This is a genomic window from Brucella sp. H1_1004 (assembly GCF_047308065.1).
Taxonomy (GTDB): Bacteria; Pseudomonadota; Alphaproteobacteria; order Rhizobiales; family Rhizobiaceae; genus Brucella; species Brucella pseudogrignonensis_B.
In genome coordinates this window covers 1-20,544 of record NZ_JAYKZA010000003.1, presented here as the reverse complement: position 1 = coordinate 20,544, position 20,544 = coordinate 1, and the positions used below count along the sequence as shown (strand labels likewise).

Here is a 20,544-nt window from a genome sequence, read left to right as displayed (position 1 = left end):
GCGTCGCTCCTCAAACCGACAGGTGGCCGGGGATGCGCAGATGTTTGCGCACGACATCGACGAACTGCGGATCGCGCTTGGCCGCCCAGACGGCCGCGAAATGACCGAGAGCCCAAAGGCCCAGGCCGACCAGCCAGAGGCGGAGGCCAAGGCCGAGCGCGGCTGCCAGCGTGCCGTTGAGAATGGCGATCGAGCGCGGAGCGCCGCCGAGCAGGATGTGCTCGGTCAGCGACCGATGGACCGGGACCGAGAAGCCCGCCAGCTCGCCATGATGATCTGCGCCGTTGGCCATCAGACGAGCGCCCCGCCGCCGAACGAGAAGAAGGACAGGAAGAAGCTGGACGCAGCGAAGGCGATCGACAGGCCGAAGACGATTTGGATGAGCTTGCGCGCGCCGCCCGACGTGTCGCCGAAGGCCAGCGTCAGGCCGGTGATGATGATGATCATCACCGCGATAATTTTGGCGACCGGGCCCTCGATGGATTCGAGGATGGACTGTAGCGGGGCCTCCCAGGGCATTTGGGAGCCGGAAGCGTGAGCGGCAGGCGCGAGCGCCAGCGAGACGAAGGTGACGGATACCGCAGTCGCGATATGGCGGCGGAAACGCAGGGCATGCTGGATCATGACGGACCTCCTGTGAGGGGCTGGCTTGCGGGCGTGACGCGGTAGTCGCCGTCGGGGCCAAGGCCCTCGATGCGGGCGAGTTCGGCGAGGCGGCGCGACGTGCCCCGGCCGGAAAGCACGGCGACGAGATCGATCGTCTCGGCGATCAGGGCGCGCGGGACGGTGACGACGGCTTCCTGGATGAGCTGCTCCATCCGACGCAGCGCGCCGATGCCCGTACCCGCGTGGATGGTTCCGACACCGCCGGGGTGTCCTGTGCCCCAGGCCTTCAGCAGATCGAGGGCCTCGGCTCCCCGGACCTCGCCGATCGGAATCCGATCAGGGCGCAGGCGAAGAGAGGAGCGGACAAGATCGGAGAGCGAGGCGACGCCGTCTTTGGTCCGCATGGCGACGAGGTTCGGCGCGGCGCATTGCAGTTCGCGCGTGTCTTCGATCAGGACGACGCGGTCGGAGGTCTTCGAGACCTCAGCCAGCAAAGCGTTGGTGAGGGTCGTCTTGCCGGTCGAGGTGCCGCCGGCGACGAGGATGTTGCGCCGATCGGCGACGGCCTGGCGCAGCGTCTCGGCCTGATGCGCCGCCATGATCCCGGCGGCGACATAGTCGTCGAGCGTGAACACGGCGACGGCCGGCTTGCGGATCGCGAAGGCCGGGGCGGACACGACGGGCGGCAACAGCCCCTCGAACCGCTCCCCCGTTTCGGGCAACTCGGCTGAGACACGTGGGGCGCCGGGATGAACCTCGGCCCCGACATGATGGGCGACGAGGCGGATGATCCGCTCGCCGTCTGACGGCGACAACAGTTCACCCGTGTCGGAAAGTCCTTCGGAAAGCCGGTCGACCCAGAGCCGCCCATCGGGGTTGAGCATCACCTCGACGATCGCGGGGTCTTCCAGAAACCGGGCGATCGCCGGCCCGAGGGCCGTGCGCAGCATGCGCGCGCCGCGAAGGATCGCCTCCGATTTCTGGTGAGTGGCCGCCACGTCGTCCCCGTTCTCTTGCGGGACCGCGACATGCGGCCCTGGATCGGGGATGAGTAGAAGAGGCAGAAATCATGGCCTGACAACAACCATAATGTGGTCGTCGTACTGTAGCGTACAAATACAGGGAAACGGCGGAACGCCGGAATACTTGAAGTGGACGTGGCCGTGATTAATCCGCGTCGTGCGCGGGCGTGATGTCCTCGGAAATTTCCTGCCTAAGCTTCGGCCCGTGAGCGAGTCGCCGGCCGAGCGCGGTGACGAACGCTTCGTAGCGTTCGCCGGCTTTGGCGCGCGCCGCTGCCTGGGCGGGCTCGGGGAGCGGCGGGTTCGTCGTCAGCCAGAATCGGATGAAGACGGCCAGCGTTTCGACGGCGATTCCAAGGTCACGCTCCATACGCGCCATTCGCCGGTCGAGCTGGTCGAGCCGTTTCGTCGTAGCCGCCTCCTGCCGTTCGGCAGCGTCGGGCGACAGGAAGGAGGCGATGCCAGCTTCCGCGATCAGCGAGAGGGATTGATCGCGCCGGGCGGCGTGCGCGGCGAGCGCCTTCATGACGTCGGGTTCGAGATACACCGATAGCCGCTGCTTTTTGGGAGGCTTTGCCATGGTGCCTCCTAAAGCTCGATACCGTCGCCGGGATCGAGCGATGCTTGGCGTGCGACCTGGCGCATGGTCTGATTCATGCGCGAGAGGCGAGCGGCGTCCTCATCGGCATCGTCGCGGGGATCGATCTCGAATTCGTTTTCGATGGGCTGCATTGGCTCGACGGGCTTTGCGCGGCTCAGTTCCGGCTGATGCCGGCGCTCGGAGTCGGTCGTATCCTCATCCTCCGATCCGCGCTCGCCGTCGGTCGCGATCGACACGGTCGGCGCCGCTGGAAGCGGCAGCGCGCTCCAGTCATCGGGCCGTGCCGTTGTCCGTTTCACCAGGTTCGGCGGCGTTACGATGCGCTCCTGAAACCGGCGATCCTCATAGTACCGCGCTTTCTTCGCGCGGATCGGTGGCGTACCGGCGACCATGACGATCTCGTCGGCGGGCGGGAGCTGCATGATCTCGCCGGGCGTCATCAGTTGCCGCGCCGTTTCCGAGCGCGACACCATCATGTGGCCGAGCCAGGGCGACAGGCGATGGCCGGCGTAGTTCTTCATCGCCCGCATCTCGGTTGCGGTGCCGAGTGCGTCCGAGACCCGCTTGGCGGTCCGCTCATCGTTGGTGGCGAAGCTAACCCGGACATGGCAGTTATCGAGGATCGAGTTGTTCGGGCCGTAGGCCTTCTCGATCTGGTTCAACGACTGGGCGATGAGAAAGGCCTTGAGGCCGTAGCCCGCCATGAAGGCGAGAGCGCTCTCGAAGAAGTCGAGACGACCGAGGGCGGGAAACTCGTCGAGCATGAGGAGCAGCCGGTGGCGGTTTCCGTTCGCCTGCAGGTCCTCGGTCAGCCGGCGGCCGACCTGATTGAGGATCAGGCGGATCAGCGGCTTGGTCCGGTTGATGTCCGACGGCGGCACCACGAGGTAGAGCGTCGTCGGATGCTTGCCGCCGACGATATCCACGATGCGCCAGTCGCAGCGGCGTGTGACCTCGGCGACGACGGGATCACGATAGAGGCCGAGGAACGACATCGCTGTCGACAGCACGCCTGATCGCTCGTTGTCGGATTTGTTCAGCAGCTCGCGCGCGGCGCTGGCGATCACCGGATGCGGTCCGGCCTCGCCGAGATGGGCTGTCTTCATCATGGCGGCGAGCGTCGACTCGATCGGCCGCTTCGGATCGGAGAGGAACGCCGCGACGCCGGCAAGCGTCTTATCAGCCTCGGCGTAGAGGACATGCAGGATTGCGCCTACCAGCAATGCGTGGCTGGTTTTCTCCCAGTGGTTCCGTTTCTCCAGCGAGCCCTCCGGATCGACGAGGATGTCGGCGATGTTCTGGACGTCGCGGACCTCCCATTCGCCGCGGCGCACCTCGAGAAGCGGATTGTAGGCGGCAGATTTCGTGTTGGTTGGATCGAACAGCAGCACGCGACCATGACGCGCGCGATAGCCGGCGGTGAGCGTCCAATTTTCCCCCTTGATGTCATGGACGATCGCGGAGCCCGGCCAGGTCAGCAGCGACGGCACGACCAGGCCGACGCCCTTGCCGGATCGCGTGGGCGCGAAGCACAGCACATGCTCGGGGCCGTCATGGCGGAGATAGTCGCGGTCGAACTTCCCGAGCACGACGCCGTCCGCGCCCAGCAAGCCGGCGGCGCGGACTTCCGCGGCGACCGCCCAGCGGGCGGAGCCGAACGTCTCGGCATTCCTAGCTTCACGCGCCCGCCAGACCGACATGCCGATCGCGACGGCGATGGAAATGAAGCCACCGGACGCCGCGATATAGGCTCCCTCGATGAAAATCGGAGGTGCATAGGCGTCGTAGAAGTACCACCACCAGAAGAAGGCGGGCGGATAGTAGATCGGCCAGCCGGCCAGTTCGAACCACGGAAGTCCGAGCTGCGGCTGGAAGCCGAGCCGATAGGCCGTCCACTGCGTCGCCGCCCAGGTCGTCATCAGCACGATCAGGAAGACAGTGAGGATTTGGCCCCAGAGGATTTTGGTCGCCGACATGGCGGGCACTCCTTTCTTGATTGGGCTACATGCCGAGGCCGCGATTGCGGCCGAAGCTCCAGTCGACGCCACCGGCGCCGCGCGACACGCCGGAGACGTGCTGACCGATCTGACGCTCGATCGACGGCGACCAGGGCACGAGCTGGAAGCCGAGGCCGTCGTCGATCATGGCGAAGCGGCCCGACGCGAGCGCAAAGCGCTGGCGATAGGTGCCGGCCACATATTCGCCCGCCGCGGCCTTCGAGAATTGCCGACCGGTCTCGGCCGCAAGCTTCTCGCCAAGGGCGTCGACCTCGCGCTGGCGCAGCGTGTCGATCAGCCCGGGGGAGAAACTGACACCGCGCGTCTGCCGCTCGGCAAGGCCCTGACCAACGAGGTGCTCGGCCCGCCTGTCCATCGCGTGACGAACCTCCGCGCCGAATCCGCCGCCGCCGAGCGCGACGGGATCGCGGGCGATCGCCTGCCGGTCGAGCCAGGTGGCGCCGGTCGCATGGACCTGCCGCTCGATTTCGAGATCGGAGCGGACGGCGAGCGCGACGCGCCTGCGCCCCTGCGCGTCGTCAAATTTGCGCAGCTCCACGATCGAGCCCGGCGCGCTGTCGCCAGCGGCGTCGAGGTCGGGCAGCTTGATGTGATGGGTGCGTCCGTCGGTGCCGTCGACCACGGCATAGGCGGTGCCCTTCAACTCGTCGTCGAGACCACGGTCGACCAGCCGGCCGATGACCGGATCGTCGAGGCTCTCACCGGCAAGCACGTAGCTGGCCGCGCCGCGCTGGATGCCGCGCTCGGTCAGGCCACGGTGAATGCGCTTGATGATGTCGCCACGCTCGCCCAGCTCCCGCAGCGTCGCCTCGGCATTCTCGGACACGACCCATTGTCCGGGGCCGACCTGATCGGCGAGGCCGAGGGTCTCCAGCTTGCGGAGGCGGCCGACCTTCATCGCATGGAATTCGTCGGGCTGGCGGTCAGGGAGCGGGGCGAGATCGACGACGCCGGTGCGATAGCTGTCGCGGGCAAGCTGGCGGTCAAGATTGGTCCAGCGCTCCGCGTCGATCTGCCGTTCGAGATTGCGGCGGATCTCGTGATCGGTGCGCGGCCCCAGCTCCTGGGTGACGAGGTCCTGCGCGCGGGCGCGCATGCCTTCCTTGATATAGTCGCGCGAGATGACGAGGTCCTGACCGTCATCGGTGCGCCCGCGCAGGATGATATGGACATGTGGATTATCCGTGTTCCAGTGATCGACGCCGACCCAGTCGAGCTTGGTGCCGAGGTCTGTCTCCATCTGCCCCATCAGCTCGCGGGCGAAAGTCTTGAGGTCGGACATCTCGGTCGCGTCCTCAGGTGAGACGATGAAGCGGAAGTGATGTCGGTCGTCCTGAGTGCGCTCGGCGAAAGCCTTGGCGTCGGCCGCCTCCGTCTCCGGCCCGAACAACTTCGCCTTCTCCCCATCCCGGGTGACGCCTTCGCGCTGCAGATAGCTGAGGTGGGCGTTGAGCGGCGCCGAGCGAGCGGTGTGCCGGACGACGCGCGTCTTGATCACGGTGTTGCGCGATCGGTTGGTGAGCAGTCGATTGGCCTGGACGGTCGCTCGCTGGCCGCGCCCGAAACGCGAGCGGTTGCCCGAGCTGATCTTGCCGGAGCGCGAGACCCTGCCGCCGGCACGCTGGGCGGCGGCGAGGGCCTGGGCGATGAAGGGCCGCGTTTGCTGTGCGCGGGTGGAGCGGATACGGCCTGGCCGGATGCGGAAGTCGTCCTCGCCGCTCATGGCCGAGGCTCCGCACATCGCGCAAACGCGCGGAAATCCCTCGCGAAATGGCGAATGCGCAGGCTGCGTCGATCAGGCGCACCTCGCGCCAATTCGCCATAAGTCTCTGAAAACACACGACCGCACCAAGCCGCACATCGCGCGCTTTTATCTCGCCATCGTGCGGTTGTGTTGCCTGCTCTCCGTCCTCGGACCGCCATCCCTGCGCCAGAGCACGCCATTCCACGAAATGCCGCGAACACCGTCATCGCGGCCCCCGATCGGCGTTTCGGGCGACAAACAGGCCTGCGGATTGCGGAGCGATGGCTGTGACATCGCGCACCGGAATGGCGGCCGGAGTGTCCTCGGAAGCGCCATTGTTGGACGTCGGAACGGCGGTCGTCGCGTGTTCGGACTGCGCGATGAAGAGCGGAGACCGCGTCCAGGCGTTGGGATCGGCTGCCGCGACCGTAACGGGAGCAAGCGCGTCTGCGCCGCCGATGACGGGTGCGAGCGCGGCGACATAGGCGCGAGTTTCGGCCGGCAAAGGACGGCCGGCGAGATACTCTTCATAGCGGCCGGGACCAGCATTATAGGCCGCGAGAAACCCCGGCGAACCGTAGCGGTCGTGCATCTCGCGCAGATACGCAGTGCCCGCCAGAATGTTGTCGCGTGGATCGTAAGGATTCGCGCCGAGCCGGTGACGGACGCGCAGATCGGCCCATGTGGCGGGCATGACCTGCATCAGTCCCATCGCGCCGGCCGACGAGATCGCCCGCACGTCGCCAGCGCTTTCGATGCGCATGACGGCACGAATCCAGTGCTCTGGAACGCCGAACCGTTGCGCTGCCTCGGTGATGAATGTGGCGTAGGAATCGGCGCGAGAGGGCCCCTCGACCGACACCGTCTGCGCAGTCGCGGTGGCGCAAAGCGGCGCGGAAAGCAGGAGGCCGGAAAGGAGAAGGAGGGCTGTGCGCCGGGCGGCGTTGGACCGCCCGACGACAGCTTTGAGGTGCGGAGCCGACATCGCTCAGTCCCGCTCGGCCCGCTTGGGCGGGCGGTTCCAGTGCAGGCCCCAGGCGGACTTGTCGTCGGCCGACTGGAAGAGGTTGGCGCGGATCGGATGCCCGAAGGTCGGATCATCGATCTGAAGCGAAACGTAGTCGCCGGCCTTCTCGCCGGTGCGCTTCCAGCCGGCGCCGATCTCCGCGCCGGTTTCGTTGTTCATGCTGTCGAGCACATGGACGCGGAAGTCGGGCGCGTTCTCGGCATCGGACGGTTCGGCCGGAACGATGATGATGTCCTGGTGCAGTGACAGCGTCGTCAGGTGGCCGACGAAGCCATCATTTTCGCGCGTGAATTGACCGATCACGGACATGGGTCGTCTCCTTCAGATTGCGGTGGACAAGGTCATGGGCGTGCCGTCACCGCGTCGGCGCGCGCCAGACGAAGCGGCCATCGCCGTCCTCGTCGGTGTAGAGGGGTGTGGCCCGGCCGATGACCGAGTTGGCGGGGAGAGGCCCGAAATAGCGGCCGTCGAGGCTGTCGCGGACCTGCCAGTTCATCAGGAACAGTTCGCCGTCCGCGACCATGCGGCAGCCCTGCCAGATCGGCAGCGAGCGACCGCGACGATCGCGGTCCAGCGCATCGCCCATCGGCACGGCATCGACCGTGATGGCGAGCCCGGTTCTGCACACACGTTGCCCGGGAAGCGCAGCAACGTGCTTCATCAGCGGAACGCCGCGCGGCAGATATCCGCCATCCGAAAGGAAGGTGGCGAGCGGCTCTGGCGCGCGCACGGCGACCAGATCCGTCACGTCGACCCGGCCGGGTTCGCCGATCGCATACAGACCGATCGGCGTGCTGGCCGAGGCATTCCAGACCAGCTTTGGTGCGAATGACGCGATCGACGTGATGCCGAGCAGCGATACGGCGGCAGTCGTCGCGAAGGCATAGCCGAGGCGGGTCATGCGCCAATCTCCCGGCGCAGGAGGAAGGCGCGATGCTGCTGCATGTCATAGGCGCGGGGCGCTTCACCGACCGTCAGACGGTTGTGGACGTGTCGCCAGTGATCGGGCGAAACATCCGTCGCATCGATGTCCCGCGCCTCGATCGCGTCGATGAGCTGAAGTACGCGTTCGACCTTAGGCCATCCATCGGCGCGCAACAGGATGTCGCCACCGGGGCGCACGAATGGCAGGGTCTGGCAGCGCTCGCCGGTACGAACGGCGCGTACAATGTCGAGCCGCGAAAGCGCAGTGCCGTAGTCGTTGGAGGTCCAGCGAACAAAGGCGAAGACGCTGTCCGGCGCGAACGAGACGACGCGGCGGCGGCGGTCGAGAATCTGTTCGGCGGCCTCGCGACCGAACCTGATCCAGAATTCGATCTTATTCTCGATCCACGTCAGCTCGACATGGGTCGGGGCATCGGTAGTAATCGCAGGCAGCAAGCTGCTGCGCACCGACGTGTCGGCGACGCCGATCATCGTGGTCCTCCTTCGCTGGTTGGGAACTCGCGCTCGAACAGGGCGCGCAGCATGTCGGCGACGGTCTGCCCGCGCTGGAAAGCGGCGATCTTGATCCGGCCGCGCATGTCGGCGGTGACGTCGATCGTCAGCCTGGCGGTGAAATCGGCGGCGGCCTCCGCGCGCGGCGACGGACGGTCCGGCGCCTTGATCCAGCTTTCCGGATCGGCAGGGCGGGACGCGAAGCGGCGTTTCGAGGACTGCTCGCTCATGCCCCGATCCTCGTGACTTCGGCAGCGAGCGCGGCGATCTCGCGCGCGGCGGGCGATGTATCGTCCTGTTCGGCTGCGAGCCGTCCGGTCTGCACGACATCGGCGAAAGCGATGCGCTGACCGATCGTGGTGAGGAGCGGCGGGGGATCGTGTTCCGCGAGCGTCTCGGCGGTTTCGCGGGCGAGGATCGTGCGGGCCGCGCAGCGGTTCAGCACGAACCGCGCCTTGAGGTCCGGTCGATAGATCCGCGCTTCGCTGAGCAGCGTCAGCATCTCGGCCGACGCCCAGCCGTCGAGCGGTGACGGCTGCACCGGGATCAGTACAAGATCGGCGGCGAGCAGTGCCGAACGCATCAGACCGGCGACACGCGGCGGTCCGTCGATGACGACATGATCGACGTCGCGCGCCAGCTCCGGCGCTTCGCGGTGGAGCGTGTCGCGGGCCAGGCCAACAACACCGAACAGCCGCTCCAATCCCTCCCGGCCGCGCTGCTGTGACCAGTCGAGCGCGGAGCCTTGCGGATCGGCGTCGATCAGCGTGACGCGCTGCCCATGCCGAGCCCATTCACCGGCGAGATGGAGGGCGAGCGTCGTCTTTCCGACGCCGCCCTTCTGGTTGAGGAACGCGACGATCATGACGGTCTCCCGGCGATCGGGGACTCGTCCACAGCGGTCGAAAAACGCGTTTGCGTTAGAAAGATTCCGTAGGAATCTAGGTTAGATAAGTTACGGGGCTCGCAAGCTGCTGATTCAGCGCGAGGAATCGACGATTCCGGTCCCCGATAGCACGAGAGTCCGGTCCCCGATGGCACGATAGCGCCGGTCCCTGATAGCACGAGATGATTCACAGCTTATCCCCAGGTCGAGTTGTCGAGCGGCGACGGCCGCGCGGGATGCCGAGCGCGTCGGGATCGGTTGGTACGAAGGACAGGATTTCGGGCCCGCCGACGCATTGCTCGATGGTCAGGCGGTAGCCGGGTAGCGGCTGACGGCGAACGATGTCTCGCAGGTCGTAGGCGAAGTGTTTGAGCGGCGAGAGGCTGCCAGACTTTGCGTGGAGATGCGGGAAATCGAAGCTCCAGCCGAATTCCTGCTTGCCGCCATGCTTGCGCACGAGGCGGTACAGCCAGCGCTCCAGGCCGCCAGTCAGCCCGAAATAGTCACGGTCAATGGTGAGGACCAAAGCATCGTCGAGGACGGCGCCGTAGAACCAGTCGGGTACGATCAGTTCGAGCCCGAGCGGCCGGCCGCGGTGATCGGCGCGCTCCTTCCATTCGTTGATCCAGGAAAAGCGGTGCATCCGCCGCTCGGTGGGCTGGCGGATCGAGGTCGCGATGGTGGTGGATTGAAGTCGGTCGAGCGCGGCCTTCAGGCGGTCGTAATCGCGCAGCGAGACGCCGCGTCCGATGAAGTTCAGAATTTCATAGGGCGTGGTCGCCATGAGGCGAGACGGGCGCAGGCCGACGTCACGGGCTTCGACAATCTGCGAGGCCGCCCAGATCAGGACGTCTGCGTCCCAGATCGTCGCCATGCCGTGTTCGGGCACGGCTTCGACGCGGATCTTCACCGAACCGGCCTTGAAGTCGATCGGTGTCAGGCGCTTCGATTTGGCGAGCGAGAAGAACGGATAGGCCATGAGGTCCTGCGCATCGCGCGGCGCAAGATCGCCGGGCAGCGCCCGGAACAGATCGAGCTGCGCGCGCTCGTCGCGGTGGTGCGGGCGGGACGACATGGCCGGTCGTCTCAGCGCGGCTGGCGGCCGGCGAGGCGGCGGTCCAATGACTCCTGCCTCTTGGCGGGAAGCACTGAGCCGCGCGGGTCGGAGGTCGAGTTGACGAGGCCGCGGTCGGCCCAGGTCTGGAGATCCTCGATGGCGTAGACGACTCGGCCGCCGAGCTTCCGATAAGCCGGGCCGGTCCCGTAGGTGCGATGCTTCTCAAGCGTGCGCTCCGACAGTCCAAGGAAGCGGGCGGCTTCTTGCGTGCGCAGGTAGCGTGGCGGGATGCCGGCGGTAGTTTCGGCCATTGTCGAGCCTCCGTGGTCTCATCGGGGGCCGCTGCCGTCAGGCGGCGGTTCGAGAGCACGGTGGCGTGAAGGCGGTGGGTCGGACGATGTCGAAGATAGGTATCTAATTTCGACACGCCTCGGGCGGTCGACGACGGGCTATGATCGGCGGGGTCGACGGAGAAGCGAACGGTAACCGCCTTCGACGAGTTTTAGGCCGTCGCGTGCCAGCCGGATGGTGGTTTCCCGCAGAGCGTCCCCGGCCCAGGAGGCGGCATCGATCTTATGCGTAGGGAACATGGATTCTGCGATCGACCGATACGTCGCCCCGGCAAGACGTGCGTCGACGACCCGCAGCATTTGCGGGGCGCGCTGACGCCGCTGCTCGGTCATGCGGTTGTCGGCAGGGAGAGGGCGGCCGCGGATCGCAGCCCACAGGCGGCTGATAGCGTAGAGCCGGTCGGGGGTATCTTCGTCCAGGATGACCACGGCAACGAGTCCCCTGCCGTCAGTTGGCGGCAGAAAGGTCACGTTGATGTTTTCATCGCGAACGGCGAGCCGTGCGTGACGGCCGTCAGCTTCAAAGATTGCGTGGGACCGCAGAACGTCGTCAGCGGCAGCCGGGGCGCCCAAAAGCGCAGGCTGCGGTTCGAGCAGAACGGCGCCGGGGTCGGTGATCGGGGTCCAAAAGACCGGTTGGCGGAGGGCAGTAAGCGCCGGGTCCAAAGCGAAAGGATAACCCCCATTGCTCTGCGAAGCGGCGGGCTTGCTCGCCGCTTACCTGCCCGCCGCGAGCAAGCTCATAGTAAGACTCGCGATATTGGCGGTTTCGCCGGAGGAACTCCCAAGCGAGATCTGAAGTATGGAGTTGATCAATATAATCGTAGGCGTCGCTAGACCGCCAATCGCTCTCCTGGGGCATCCTCTGTTCTCCCATGCCCGCGTTGAACGCGAGTTGTGCATGAGAGACGATTCCAAGTTGAGTTTAGCTTGGGAAGTTCGAAGGCAGACGAACGTGATGCAGGTCCTGCATCACGTCGCCGCTCAATGGTAACCCGCACGGAGGAGATGGCGGTATCCGTTTTCGGTCATCCATTTGGCGCGGGCGAGATGAGTGGCATGAATCTGGGCTGCTCGACGGGGCTCGGCTGCGGGGTCAAGTCCGAACAGAAGTTCGACCACTTCTTCCCAAGCCGCACCTTCCGCCTCGGCGTCGAGCAGCCTGAGGTACAGTTTGAGATGCGCCTGATCGTAGGCGGTGAGCGCCGCCCCGAGCGGCGGTTCGTCCAGATATTCTGCGTTGGTCACGATGAGCCCCACGAGTCATTCGTATCCAATTTGGAGCGGTTTGTTAACCGTAATGATATCCCGTGCCACACCGCCGCGGTTTGACGCAAAATCAGGATGGTCGGGCGGGTTCGCCCGAAAAAGTCGTCAAGGGTTGTCCTTGTCACCAACCAGCATCACTCCCACGCTTTGGCCGGAGTTGAGCAGGACGACGCCGCTGGCCTCAAAGGCGCGCCGGACCTGATCGCGAGTCGATTCATACACCCCAAGTCCGCTGTCGGATTCGAGGCGCTTCAACGCGGTCAGTGATACCCGGGCCTTGTCAGCGAGCGTCTCCTGTGTCCAACCCAGCAACGCGCGTGCGGCCCGCGATTGTCGGGCGGTGATCATGCATGATCACCTCCCACTTGGACCTACTCGCACGCTAGAACTACGGCTATAATAGTCGTTCTTGCGGACTGGGGCCAGCGGTTCTGGCTTTTTGGCGCCTCGTTTTAATCGCATTGCCGCGAACTGATTCGGTTCGCGCAGGCGTTTGGCCCCGCCCGGTTTGTCCGGGCGGGGCGTCGCGCTACCCTTACTCGCCGTTGCGGCGGCCGTTAGGGCGGGACCAGATGAGGCTGAAGCCTTCGCCTTCCTCGTCGTCGAAGAGGTTGGCGTAGATCGGGGCGTTGAAGCTGGGATCGTCGAGCTTCAGGCCCAGGTAGGCGCGGCCCTCGTTGGAGGTTTTGGACCAGGCGGCGCCGATCTCGGCGCGGCCGACGAAGACGCGGTGGCTGGGGGCGTTCTCGCCGGTGGCGCGGGCCTCGGGGACGATGCGGACGTTCTTCGTCTGGACGCTGAGAGTGACGATTTCGCCGTTGAACTCGTTGTTGCCGGTCTTCTTGAAGGTGCCGATGGTCGCCATGGTAGTTCTCCTTGAACTCTGTTCCGAGCCCGCACCATTGCGGCCTCGATGGCGATCGACAGGCCGGAGGCGATTGACGGCGCACCCCGACCTCGGGGTCCCCAGCGCGCTTGCGCGCTGGGGTGGGGATGGGGCCTGACAGCAAAGGAGGGGCTTTCTTGGCGCGCGAGGAATGACGGCGCAGCCGGCAGGGGAAGAAAGTTTCGACGCCGCTGTTGCGGCATAGGCGATCGAGGCGCAGCCGACCTTCGGCCAGATCAGCCCATTGAAGAGGCCGTTTTGGAGCGGTCGACCTGACAGAGACGCATCACAGGAGAACGTGGCGACCATCCCGCACCGATGGACCGGGACGAAGCCTGACACCGCGGTTCAGACCAGCTCCGCCAGACGGTACGTCCCGCCGACTCCTGCCCGTTGCCCGCGAGATCGCCTTCTCCCGACACTTCTACCGTCATCGGGCACGCCGTCACGGCATTGCCCCCAGCACCATCACCGGGGAATGGCGCGCCGGCTGGGTCAGCCGTCGATCCGATCAACGCCATTGACAACGACACTGACGACGGGGAGCGCGAAAGGTCATACATTAACCGGTCGTCCGTCCGCCCCCGGTAAGGATGTTCAAGCGCGCGCGACGTTCTGCACGGTTGGCCCGGGTGCGGCCATTCCTGTCACCCGGATCAGCGACGTTACGCCAACGGCAATCGCGCCGATGACGGAGAAGATGATCTGCCAGGTGTCGGAGGGCACGGTGTGTTTCACGATGCCATGCGTCGCGTGGTAGCCGGCGAGCGCCGCAGGCGCGACGAACGCGACAGCGATCGCGAGGCGTATCCAGAGCGGACGGATAAAGGCGAGCAGGAACTGCCCGAGGCCGAGTGTGAGTGCGGCAGCGACAAGGCCGACGATGATCGCGCCGAGCCAGCCGGCGCCGGTCTGATAGGCCCATGTCCCGGCGCTGACGCCGGCGAAGAACGGCAGCGCGACGACGGCCAGTGTGAACAGCAGCCAGCAGAGAACGCCGATCGCCGCGATGCTGGAGATGATGCCGATGAAGATCATGGTGGTGTTCTCCGTGAGATAAAGGTCTGACGGTTGCGCCTCCACCACCACGGCGCATTGATAGTGTAGCCGAAGAGAAGGCAGGACGGGAGCGGAAATCCCGTAGGACTTCCGCTTGCCGCCGTGACGCCTTGCCCGTGGTCAGCGGGCGAAGGGATCGACCTCGTGAATGATGGCGGCGAAATCGCCGTCATATTCGCCGGCGGGCATGACGCCCATGGTGCCGTCGCCGGCCTGGAAGATGACGATGGAGACCATGAGGGTGGTGGCGAGGCTGAAGGCGTATGCGTGAGCTTGATTGAGGGACATGTGACCGGCTCCTGTCTTGGAGGCGGGAGACCATCTCCCGCGCGACAGGCGCCCGATGTGTCCGACCGATGGCCGCAATCACCGCGCAGGCAAAGCCGGAGCGGCGGCACGCTTTGCGTAGTCCGACCCTTTACGGGTTGATGGCGTCAGGCCAGCGGCTGGACCAAGGATCAGCGCAATGGAAGCGAGAGATGGTTTTCCGCCATGACCGGGGCCACGATGGGATCGCCCGTTCAATGCTTTCGCGCCGAAGCATCGTCGCCATGCTGCCGGTCGTGATGCTGCCGACATGGGCGGGTATGGTCGTGCAAAGCCCAACAGCCGAAGAGGACGCCCGTGCCGAAGTTGCCTAAGAACATCGACTTCCCCGTCAGCCAGGTGCGGCGCTATCTGGAACCCGGCCCGATCGTGCTGGTGTCGTCGAAGTGGCAGGGCGCGACGAACATCATGACGCTCGGCTGGCACACGATCCTGGAATTCTCGCCGTCTCTGGTCGGCCTGATGATCTCCGGCGGCAATCACAGTCACCGCATGATCCGCGAGAGCCGGGAGTGTGTGATCAATCTGCCGACGACGGCGCTGACCGATACCGTGGTCGGGATCGGCAATACGTCGGGAGCCGAAATCGACAAGTTCGCCAAGTTCGACCTCACGGCGGAAGACGCGAGCGAGATCAATGCGCCGCTCATCGGCGAATGCCATGCCAGCTTCGAATGCCGCCTTCATGACGATGCACTGGTCGACAAGTACAACTTCTTCATCTTCGAGGTGGTGAAGGCGCATGTCGCCACGTCGCCAAAACATCCCGAGACGTTGCACTATACCGGCGACGGCGTGTTCGTGGTGTCCGGCAAGGTCATCAGCCGCAGATCGCTGTTTCGACCCGAAATGCTGTGAGAGGCGGCGCTTACGCGCCACCTCCCTTCGGGCGGAAATCGAACAGTGGGATGCCGAGCTTCTTCGCCTTGTCGGCCAGGTTGTCCTGGATGCCGGTGCCGGGGAAGACGATGACCCCGATCGGCAGGACGTCGAGCATCTGATCGTTGCGCTTGAACGGTGCGGCCTTGGCGTGTTTCGTCCAGTCGGGCGCGAAGCCGACCTGCGGCACTTTGCGGGTGTCGGCCCATTTGGCCGCGATCTTTTCGGCGCCCTTCGGCGACTTGCCGTGCAGCAGCACCATGTCGGGATGTTTGGCGTGAACCTGATCGAGCTTGGTCCAGATCAGGTGGTGATCGTTGAAGTCGAGCCCGCCGGTGAAGGCGATTTTCGGGCCGGCGGGTAGCAGCACCTGATTGTCGGTGCGCTTCTTGGCGGCAAGGAAGTCCCGGCTGTCGATCATCGCCGAGGTGAGATTGCGGTGGTTGACCATCGACCCGCTGCGGGGACGCCAGTTCGACCCGGTGTGGCGCTCATAGTGTTCGGCGGCCTGGTCGCGCATTAACTCGAAGGTGTTGCGGCGTTCAATCATGGTTTGGCCCTCCGCCGTCAGGCGTTCCAGCTCGACGGCCTTTACTTCGCTGCCATCCTGTTCGCGCTGACCGCGACGCTGCGCCTGCTCGTTGTCGTCCAACTCGCGCTCGATCCGTTCGTTGGCGCGGTGGAAGACGTTGACCGTCGACCAGAGGAGATCGTCGAGGTCGGGCTCGAGGCGGGTGTCCTCCAGAGTGACGATCAGGGCGTCGAAGATATCGGCGATGGCGCCAGCGATATGGTCCCCCTCCGGAAGCGGTCGTGGATCGGGCTCATCCGTGAAGGGACGGTAGCCGTAAAGCTGGAGTTCGCTCAGGACATGGTCGGTGGGTGAAGAGGCGTGATGCGGCTCAAAGTCGTCGTGCTCGCTCATCGGGATGCTCCGTCGGTTCGACCGCGACCCTCGCGGCCTTCATGGCGACGAAAGCCGGCGGGCGGTTCGGACTTGCACCCGCAGCGAAGCGGAGGGCCGGAGCACAGCGGAGGATGACGAAGGCGGGCTATTTTGTTTCGCGATGGAAAGCGGCCTCTGGCCGCGCCGGAAAATAGTCCGCCGCAGGCGTTGCGGGTCCGGGCCGTTTGCTGGCCGATCGCCCTCTCGAAGGCCGGGGCGCGGTTCTCTCCGACCTCAAGATTATCCGAGCGATGCCTGCGACGGCGCTGCCGCCGCCTGCATTCTCCTTGCGGCCTATGCCGCCAGCGACATGAAGCGTGCGACGTCCTGTGGCGCGATCTGCACCCGGGTCGCTGCCCGGAGGCTGTCCAGCCCCGCCAGGCGGAGATCCTCGTTGAAATCGCCCAGGCGCGGAGACACCACGACCGCCTCGATCCCGGCCGCGTTCGCCCGTTCGATCAACGTCGTCATCGCACTGTCGCCGGCCGGATCATTGTCGCGGGCGATGTAAAGCCGTCGCAGCGTGTCGGGGAACAGGATTGCCGAGAGATGTGCCGCCGAGAGGGCCGCCGTCATCGGCATGGTGGGCAGCGCCATCCTGAGCGACAGCATCGTTTCGATGCCTTCGCCCGCCGCCATCACTTCACCCGCCACACCGAAGCGAACGGCATGCCCGAGGAGGTCGCCCATCGCCCGTCTCGGCGTGTCGATCGGGGCCTTGTCCGAGCCGTCAGGTGCGAGCCAGGTGCGATGCGCGCCGGTCTTATGCCCGGCGAGATCGGTGACCGATGCGATCATCGCCGGCCAGGTCTCGGTCGGGGAGTGCTCGTCAGGCCGGTAGTAGCAGCGGGGATGGAAGCGCAGGCTTCCGGTTCCGTGCAAATCCGTAATGCCGCGTGTACGGAGATACGTCTTTGCGAGCGTGCCCGAGATCGGCTGCGCCATGGCAAAGAGCCGGCGTGCCGCTTCCGGTGATCCGGATGGCGCCGGTGATTTGCGCTCGCCACCATGCGGACGGTCCTGTTCAGGATGGGGCATCGACAGGAAGGTACGCGCCTCATCGGCGATGTCCTTGAAGTCCACAAGGCCGCAGCTCTCACGGATGACGTCAAGTAGATCGCCATGCTCGCCGGTGGCGGCGTCGGTCCATTTGCCAGCCGCGCCCCTGCCGATTTCGCCGCCCTTTAGCCGCACGAACATCGAGCGGCCGGGCGTGTTGCGCACATCGCCGACCAGCCAATAGCGGCCCTCCCGATGACCGGCAGAGAGGTAGTGGCGGCACACCGCCTCGGCCTGCCGACCGAGACGGAATGCCAGTTCGGAGGCGTCCTGCCTAGCCATCACGCCGCCTCCCGCTCGCCGATGCGCTCGACGGGATAGCGCTCCAAGACCTTGGCCAGGATCGCAGCCCCGGTCGTATCGGTCGGGACGAACATCCGTAGCTTCCACGAGATGATTTCGTGGAACAGGCCATAGGTGCGCAGGCGATCTCGCATGGCGTCGGTGAAGCCTGACAGCTCGATGCGGTTGGCGCCCATGACCCGGACGCGACGAAGCTGAAGGCCCTCGGTGAGATCGAGGATGGTTTTGCCGTCCATCAGCGCTATGAACGCGTCGTCGGGCGTCAGGGTTGACGTGCCGGTCGCGAGCGCGCCCGCCACCCATGCGGGGGAGACGCGGCGGCCGACGATGCGCTCGCCGTCATCGGTCTGGAGTCGATAAACCCGCGTCGATTCGTTCGGCAGCCGCTTCCAGATCGGCAGCAATAGCCCGCTGACAACATGGATGGTGCTATCGGCATACTCCGGCACCTCGGCAGCCTCGGCATCCCATGCCGCGGTGAAGGCGATCCGCTCCGCCTGCACCCAATGGGTCTCGTCCATCATCTTGATGGGAATGTTGTGCGCCTCCATCGGCCGGATCAGCCGCACGCGCCGTTCGATCTCGCCATCGTCCAGCATGATGCTGGTGGTTGGTATCTGCACGGCGGCGCGGCCCGAGCGCTCGTTGATCAGTAGCCTCGCGCCCGCGTCGCCAAGATGATCGAGTGCCTCGGCCAGCGTCACCGGCCGGTTGCGGTGGCGCTGGGTGATGGTCAGGAGCCGGGCCTCGGCGCCGGTGCCGGAATGAACGTGGATGGTCCGGCGATCAGTGACGATGAAGCTCTCGGCCTGCAGCGTCTCCAGCCCGACGTCGTAGCTGCCGGAAGCGATAGCGCCTTCGATCTTGGCGTTCAGCAGTTGCTCGAACGCCGTGAACAGGACGCCCTGAAGCTCGATGGTCAGCGCCAGCAACCTGTTCAGGAAGGTGGTGATCGGCGGCAGTTCGTCCTTGATGCCGGTGGAATCCATCAGCGAGAGGCCCGTGGCGTCCTCGAACATCTGAAGCGAGCACCCCTCTACCTTGCCGCGCACCAACAGCAGGTAGAGTTGCCGCAGGGCGTCGCGGGCGTAGTGGCTCTCCAGATTGTCCTCGGGACGGAAAAGGCCTTGGCCGCCCGTTTGGCGCTGGCCGCGCGTGATCGCGCCCAGCGTGTCGAGGCGGCGGGCGATGGTCGAAAGAAAGCGCTTCTCCGCCTTCACGTCGGTCGAGATCGGCCGGAACAGCGGTGGCTGCGCCTGGTTGGTCCGGTTGGTGCGGCCCAGGCCCTGAATGGCGGCATCGGCCTTCCAGCCCGGCTCAAGCAGATAGTGGACGCGCAGCCGCTGGTTCCGCGACGACAGGTCGGCGTGATAGCTGCGTCCGGTGCCCCCGGCATCGGAGAAGATCAGGATGCGCTTCTGGTCGTCCATGAAGGCTTGCGTCTCGGCCAGATTGGCCGAGGCGGCGCGGTTCTCCACGGCGAGGCGGTTGATGCCGCCGGGGTTGGTCATGGAGTCGGCACCCGACTTGCGGACGATGCGGCGAGAACGTCCCGTCACCTCCGCCACGATATCGGTGCCGAAGCGCTGGACGATCTGATCGAGCGCGCCGGGGACCGGCGGCAGCGAAGCGAGCCTCTCGATCAGGCGGTCACGACGGGCAACGGCGTCGCGGCTCTCGACGGGCTGGCCGTCGCGAAACACCGGCCGCGACGACAAGTTGCCCTCGCTGTCAGTGAAGGGTTCATAGAGCTGCACCGGGAAGGAATGGGCGAGGTAATCCAGAACGTACTCGCGCGGGGTGATGTCCACCCGGACGTCGTTCCATTCCTCTGTCGGGATCTCCGCGAGACGGCGCTCCATCAGGGCTTCGCCGGTCGACACGATCTGGATCACGGCGGCATGGCCGTCGACCAGGTCCTGCTCGATCGAGCGGATCAGGGTCGGTGTCTTCATCGAGGTCAGCAGATGGCCGAAAAAGCGCTGCTTGGCGGATTCGAAGGCTGAGCGAGCCGCGGACTTGGCCTGGCGGTTCAACGTGCCGCTGTCGCCGGTGATGTTGGCGGCCTGCATGGCGGCGTCGAGATTGTTATGGATGATGGCGAAGGCGCCGGCATAGGCGTCGTAGATGCCGGTCTGCTCGGGAGTGAGGTGGTGCTCGACCAGTTCGTATTCGACGCCGTCGTAGGAGAGTGAGCGGGCCGTGTAGAGGCCGAGCGAGCGCAGGTCGCGGGCCAGCACCTCCATCGCCGCGACGCCGCCGTCCTCGATCGCCTCGACGAATTCGGCGCGGGTCGAAAACGGGAAGTCCTCGCCGCCCCAGAGGCCGAGGCGCTGGGCGTAGGCGAGATTGTGGACGGTGGTCGCGCCGGTCGCCGAGACATAGACGACGCGCGCATTCGGCAGGGCGTGCTGGAGCCGGAGGCCCGCACGGCCCTGCTGCGAGGCGGCGACGTCGCCGCGTTCGCCCTTGCCGCCTGCGGCATTCTGCATGGCGTGGCTCTCGTCGAAAATGATCACTCCATCGAAATCGGAGCCCAACCATTCGACGATCTGCTTGACGCGGGAAAGCTTCTCGCCCCGGTCGTCGGACCGTAGCGTGGCATAGGTGGTGAATAGGACGGCTTCCGAGAGCGTGATGTCCTTGCCCTGCGGGAAGCGCGACAGCGGCGTGACCAGCAGGCGCTCCATGCCGAGGGCCGACCAGTCGCGTTGCGCGTCCTCCAGCAGCTTGTCGGATTTCGAGATCCACACCGCCTTGCGACGGCCCTGCATCCAGTTGTCGAGGATGATGCCGGCCGACTGACGACCCTTGCCCGCGCCGGTGCCGTCGCCAAGCATGAAGCCGCGGCGGAAGCGCACGGCGTTCGGCGCATCGTCGGGGGCGGCCGAGACGACGTCGAAGGTTTCATCGAGCGTCCACGACCCGGCAAGGAAGTCGGCATGCGCCTCGCCGGCGTAGATGACGGTTTCGAGTTGGGCGTCGGAGAGAAGACCATCTGGGACGATGTTGGTGGGCAGCCGGGGCCGGTAGCTCGGCCTGGGCGGCGCGACCGAGGCCATCGCCAC

Annotated in this window: 27 protein-coding genes; 2 read left to right on the top strand and 25 right to left on the bottom strand. The window is 65.7% G+C overall.

The window, feature by feature from the left end:
* Nucleotides 1-10: 10 nt before the first annotated feature.
* The 22 genes from U2P60_RS18690 to U2P60_RS18585 form a co-directional block, all read right to left on the bottom strand.
* Nucleotides 11-292: a VirB3 family type IV secretion system protein gene (locus U2P60_RS18690; protein ID WP_103243964.1), complete on the bottom strand. Its 282-nt coding sequence runs from the start codon at nucleotides 290-292 to the stop codon at nucleotides 11-13.
* Nucleotides 292-624 carry a TrbC/VirB2 family protein gene (locus U2P60_RS18685; protein ID WP_103243963.1) on the bottom strand — a complete coding sequence of 111 codons (333 nt, stop codon included), beginning with the start codon at nucleotides 622-624 and terminating at the stop codon, nucleotides 292-294. Before U2P60_RS18685 ends, U2P60_RS18690 begins: the two co-directional genes overlap by 1 nt.
* A complete protein-coding gene (gene trbB, locus U2P60_RS18680) occupies nucleotides 621-1,604 on the bottom strand; it encodes a P-type conjugative transfer ATPase TrbB (RefSeq protein ID WP_103827476.1) in 984 nt (327 codons plus the stop codon). Before trbB ends, U2P60_RS18685 begins: the two co-directional genes overlap by 4 nt.
* Nucleotides 1,605-1,773: 169 nt before the next feature.
* Nucleotides 1,774-2,208 carry a hypothetical protein gene (locus tag U2P60_RS18675; RefSeq protein ID WP_044416634.1) on the bottom strand — a complete coding sequence of 145 codons (435 nt, stop codon included), beginning with the start codon at nucleotides 2,206-2,208 and terminating at the stop codon, nucleotides 1,774-1,776.
* A gap of 8 nt (nucleotides 2,209-2,216) precedes the next feature.
* A complete protein-coding gene (locus U2P60_RS18670; RefSeq protein ID WP_103243961.1) occupies nucleotides 2,217-4,205 on the bottom strand; it encodes a conjugal transfer protein TraG in 1,989 nt (662 codons plus the stop codon).
* 25 nt (nucleotides 4,206-4,230) lie between these two features.
* Nucleotides 4,231-5,970 carry a relaxase/mobilization nuclease domain-containing protein gene (locus U2P60_RS18665; protein WP_103827475.1) on the bottom strand — a complete coding sequence of 580 codons (1,740 nt, stop codon included), beginning with the start codon at nucleotides 5,968-5,970 and terminating at the stop codon, nucleotides 4,231-4,233.
* Between the two features lie 244 nt (nucleotides 5,971-6,214).
* A complete protein-coding gene (locus U2P60_RS18660) occupies nucleotides 6,215-6,976 on the bottom strand; it encodes a lytic transglycosylase domain-containing protein (RefSeq protein WP_151690345.1) in 762 nt (253 codons plus the stop codon).
* Between the two features lie 3 nt (nucleotides 6,977-6,979).
* Nucleotides 6,980-7,327 carry a DUF736 domain-containing protein gene (locus U2P60_RS18655; RefSeq protein ID WP_103243959.1) on the bottom strand — a complete coding sequence of 116 codons (348 nt, stop codon included), beginning with the start codon at nucleotides 7,325-7,327 and terminating at the stop codon, nucleotides 6,980-6,982.
* A gap of 46 nt (nucleotides 7,328-7,373) precedes the next feature.
* Nucleotides 7,374-7,919: a S26 family signal peptidase gene (locus U2P60_RS18650; RefSeq protein WP_103243958.1), complete on the bottom strand. Its 546-nt coding sequence runs from the start codon at nucleotides 7,917-7,919 to the stop codon at nucleotides 7,374-7,376.
* Nucleotides 7,916-8,434 carry a DUF2840 domain-containing protein gene (locus U2P60_RS18645; RefSeq protein ID WP_151690344.1) on the bottom strand — a complete coding sequence of 173 codons (519 nt, stop codon included), beginning with the start codon at nucleotides 8,432-8,434 and terminating at the stop codon, nucleotides 7,916-7,918. The genes U2P60_RS18650 and U2P60_RS18645 overlap by 4 nt, the downstream gene beginning before the upstream one ends.
* Complete coding sequence (locus U2P60_RS18640; protein WP_151690343.1) at nucleotides 8,431-8,685, bottom strand: hypothetical protein; 255 nt, start codon at nucleotides 8,683-8,685, stop codon at nucleotides 8,431-8,433. The genes U2P60_RS18645 and U2P60_RS18640 overlap by 4 nt, the downstream gene beginning before the upstream one ends.
* Nucleotides 8,682-9,320 (bottom strand): ParA family partition ATPase, encoded by a 639-nt coding sequence (gene parA / locus U2P60_RS18635; protein WP_092160966.1) that lies wholly within the window; start codon nucleotides 9,318-9,320, stop codon nucleotides 8,682-8,684. Before parA ends, U2P60_RS18640 begins: the two co-directional genes overlap by 4 nt.
* 208 nt (nucleotides 9,321-9,528) lie before the next feature.
* Entirely contained in the window at nucleotides 9,529-10,416 is an 888-nt protein-coding gene (locus tag U2P60_RS18630; protein ID WP_151690342.1) for a replication initiator protein A, read from the bottom strand.
* Nucleotides 10,417-10,427: 11 nt separating this feature from the next.
* Nucleotides 10,428-10,709 (bottom strand): helix-turn-helix transcriptional regulator, encoded by a 282-nt coding sequence (locus tag U2P60_RS18625; RefSeq protein WP_151690341.1) that lies wholly within the window; start codon nucleotides 10,707-10,709, stop codon nucleotides 10,428-10,430.
* A 138-nt stretch (nucleotides 10,710-10,847) separates the two neighbouring features.
* Nucleotides 10,848-11,414 carry a DUF2285 domain-containing protein gene (locus tag U2P60_RS18620; protein ID WP_235918394.1) on the bottom strand — a complete coding sequence of 189 codons (567 nt, stop codon included), beginning with the start codon at nucleotides 11,412-11,414 and terminating at the stop codon, nucleotides 10,848-10,850.
* Nucleotides 11,299-11,610: a transcriptional regulator domain-containing protein gene (locus U2P60_RS18615; protein WP_366849330.1), complete on the bottom strand. Its 312-nt coding sequence runs from the start codon at nucleotides 11,608-11,610 to the stop codon at nucleotides 11,299-11,301. Before U2P60_RS18615 ends, U2P60_RS18620 begins: the two co-directional genes overlap by 116 nt.
* Before the next feature lie 122 nt (nucleotides 11,611-11,732).
* Nucleotides 11,733-11,996 carry a DNA -binding domain-containing protein gene (locus U2P60_RS18610; RefSeq protein ID WP_210251400.1) on the bottom strand — a complete coding sequence of 88 codons (264 nt, stop codon included), beginning with the start codon at nucleotides 11,994-11,996 and terminating at the stop codon, nucleotides 11,733-11,735.
* 126 nt (nucleotides 11,997-12,122) lie between these two features.
* Nucleotides 12,123-12,365, bottom strand: a complete 243-nt coding sequence (locus U2P60_RS18605; RefSeq protein ID WP_151690339.1) for a helix-turn-helix domain-containing protein — start codon at nucleotides 12,363-12,365, stop codon at nucleotides 12,123-12,125.
* Nucleotides 12,366-12,552: 187 nt separating this feature from the next.
* A complete protein-coding gene (locus tag U2P60_RS18600) occupies nucleotides 12,553-12,882 on the bottom strand; it encodes a DUF736 domain-containing protein (RefSeq protein ID WP_151690338.1) in 330 nt (109 codons plus the stop codon).
* A gap of 257 nt (nucleotides 12,883-13,139) precedes the next feature.
* Nucleotides 13,140-13,466, bottom strand: a complete 327-nt coding sequence (locus tag U2P60_RS18595) for a hypothetical protein (RefSeq protein WP_413571931.1) — start codon at nucleotides 13,464-13,466, stop codon at nucleotides 13,140-13,142.
* A 34-nt stretch (nucleotides 13,467-13,500) separates the two neighbouring features.
* Complete coding sequence (locus U2P60_RS18590) at nucleotides 13,501-13,941, bottom strand: hypothetical protein (RefSeq protein ID WP_323873643.1); 441 nt, start codon at nucleotides 13,939-13,941, stop codon at nucleotides 13,501-13,503.
* A 141-nt stretch (nucleotides 13,942-14,082) separates the two neighbouring features.
* On the bottom strand, nucleotides 14,083-14,250 hold the full coding sequence (locus U2P60_RS18585) for a hypothetical protein (RefSeq protein ID WP_192799400.1): 168 nt from the start codon (nucleotides 14,248-14,250) through the stop codon (nucleotides 14,083-14,085).
* Between the two features lie 68 nt (nucleotides 14,251-14,318).
* On the opposite strand from U2P60_RS18585, the gene U2P60_RS18580 reads away from it, so the two are divergent.
* Together U2P60_RS18580 and U2P60_RS18575 are read left to right on the top strand one after the other, a co-directional pair.
* Nucleotides 14,319-14,603 (top strand): hypothetical protein, encoded by a 285-nt coding sequence (locus U2P60_RS18580; RefSeq protein WP_151690336.1) that lies wholly within the window; start codon nucleotides 14,319-14,321, stop codon nucleotides 14,601-14,603.
* On the top strand, nucleotides 14,587-15,147 hold the full coding sequence (locus U2P60_RS18575) for a flavin reductase family protein (RefSeq protein ID WP_151690335.1): 561 nt from the start codon (nucleotides 14,587-14,589) through the stop codon (nucleotides 15,145-15,147). The genes U2P60_RS18580 and U2P60_RS18575 overlap by 17 nt, the downstream gene beginning before the upstream one ends.
* Before the next feature lie 10 nt (nucleotides 15,148-15,157).
* On the opposite strand, the gene U2P60_RS18570 is transcribed toward U2P60_RS18575, so the two are convergent.
* From U2P60_RS18570 to U2P60_RS18560, 3 genes are all read right to left on the bottom strand, one after another.
* On the bottom strand, nucleotides 15,158-16,093 hold the full coding sequence (locus U2P60_RS18570) for a DUF2493 domain-containing protein (RefSeq protein ID WP_151690334.1): 936 nt from the start codon (nucleotides 16,091-16,093) through the stop codon (nucleotides 15,158-15,160).
* Nucleotides 16,094-16,408: 315 nt separating this feature from the next.
* Complete coding sequence (locus U2P60_RS18565) at nucleotides 16,409-17,455, bottom strand: toprim domain-containing protein (protein ID WP_413571929.1); 1,047 nt, start codon at nucleotides 17,453-17,455, stop codon at nucleotides 16,409-16,411.
* On the bottom strand, nucleotides 17,455-20,544 hold a 3,090-nt coding region (locus U2P60_RS18560), incomplete at its 5' end, for a strawberry notch family protein (protein ID WP_413573882.1). The genes U2P60_RS18560 and U2P60_RS18565, both read right to left, overlap by 1 nt.

Bases quoted from the DNA above. Each gene is read 5' to 3' on its own strand.
- U2P60_RS18600 (WP_151690338.1), bottom strand. From the start codon at position 12,882: ATGGCGACCATCGGCACCTTCAAGAAGACCGGCAACAACGAGTTCAAC.
- U2P60_RS18640 (WP_151690343.1), bottom strand. From the start codon at position 8,685: ATGAGCGAGCAGTCCTCGAAACGCCGCTTCGCGTCCCGCCCTGCCGAT.
- U2P60_RS18670 (WP_103243961.1), bottom strand. From the start codon at position 4,205: ATGTCGGCGACCAAAATCCTCTGGGGCCAAATCCTCACTGTCTTCCTG.
- U2P60_RS18580 (WP_151690336.1), top strand. From the start codon at position 14,319: ATGGCCGCAATCACCGCGCAGGCAAAGCCGGAGCGGCGGCACGCTTTG.
- U2P60_RS18630 (WP_151690342.1), bottom strand. From the start codon at position 10,416: ATGTCGTCCCGCCCGCACCACCGCGACGAGCGCGCGCAGCTCGATCTG.
- U2P60_RS18565 (WP_413571929.1), bottom strand. From the start codon at position 17,455: ATGGCTAGGCAGGACGCCTCCGAACTGGCATTCCGTCTCGGTCGGCAG.
- U2P60_RS18655 (WP_103243959.1), bottom strand. From the start codon at position 7,327: ATGTCCGTGATCGGTCAATTCACGCGCGAAAATGATGGCTTCGTCGGC.
- U2P60_RS18595 (WP_413571931.1), bottom strand. From the start codon at position 13,466: ATGTATGACCTTTCGCGCTCCCCGTCGTCAGTGTCGTTGTCAATGGCG.
- U2P60_RS18615 (WP_366849330.1), bottom strand. From the start codon at position 11,610: ATGCCCCAGGAGAGCGATTGGCGGTCTAGCGACGCCTACGATTATATT.
- U2P60_RS18665 (WP_103827475.1), bottom strand. From the start codon at position 5,970: ATGAGCGGCGAGGACGACTTCCGCATCCGGCCAGGCCGTATCCGCTCC.
- U2P60_RS18685 (WP_103243963.1), bottom strand. From the start codon at position 624: ATGATCCAGCATGCCCTGCGTTTCCGCCGCCATATCGCGACTGCGGTA.
- U2P60_RS18650 (WP_103243958.1), bottom strand. From the start codon at position 7,919: ATGACCCGCCTCGGCTATGCCTTCGCGACGACTGCCGCCGTATCGCTG.
- U2P60_RS18660 (WP_151690345.1), bottom strand. From the start codon at position 6,976: ATGTCGGCTCCGCACCTCAAAGCTGTCGTCGGGCGGTCCAACGCCGCC.
- U2P60_RS18570 (WP_151690334.1), bottom strand. From the start codon at position 16,093: ATGAGCGAGCACGACGACTTTGAGCCGCATCACGCCTCTTCACCCACC.
- U2P60_RS18605 (WP_151690339.1), bottom strand. From the start codon at position 12,365: ATGATCACCGCCCGACAATCGCGGGCCGCACGCGCGTTGCTGGGTTGG.
- U2P60_RS18625 (WP_151690341.1), bottom strand. From the start codon at position 10,709: ATGGCCGAAACTACCGCCGGCATCCCGCCACGCTACCTGCGCACGCAA.
- U2P60_RS18590 (WP_323873643.1), bottom strand. From the start codon at position 13,941: ATGATCTTCATCGGCATCATCTCCAGCATCGCGGCGATCGGCGTTCTC.
- parA (WP_092160966.1), bottom strand. From the start codon at position 9,320: ATGATCGTCGCGTTCCTCAACCAGAAGGGCGGCGTCGGAAAGACGACG.
- U2P60_RS18645 (WP_151690344.1), bottom strand. From the start codon at position 8,434: ATGATCGGCGTCGCCGACACGTCGGTGCGCAGCAGCTTGCTGCCTGCG.
- U2P60_RS18690 (WP_103243964.1), bottom strand. From the start codon at position 292: ATGGCCAACGGCGCAGATCATCATGGCGAGCTGGCGGGCTTCTCGGTC.
- U2P60_RS18675 (WP_044416634.1), bottom strand. From the start codon at position 2,208: ATGGCAAAGCCTCCCAAAAAGCAGCGGCTATCGGTGTATCTCGAACCC.
- U2P60_RS18585 (WP_192799400.1), bottom strand. From the start codon at position 14,250: ATGTCCCTCAATCAAGCTCACGCATACGCCTTCAGCCTCGCCACCACC.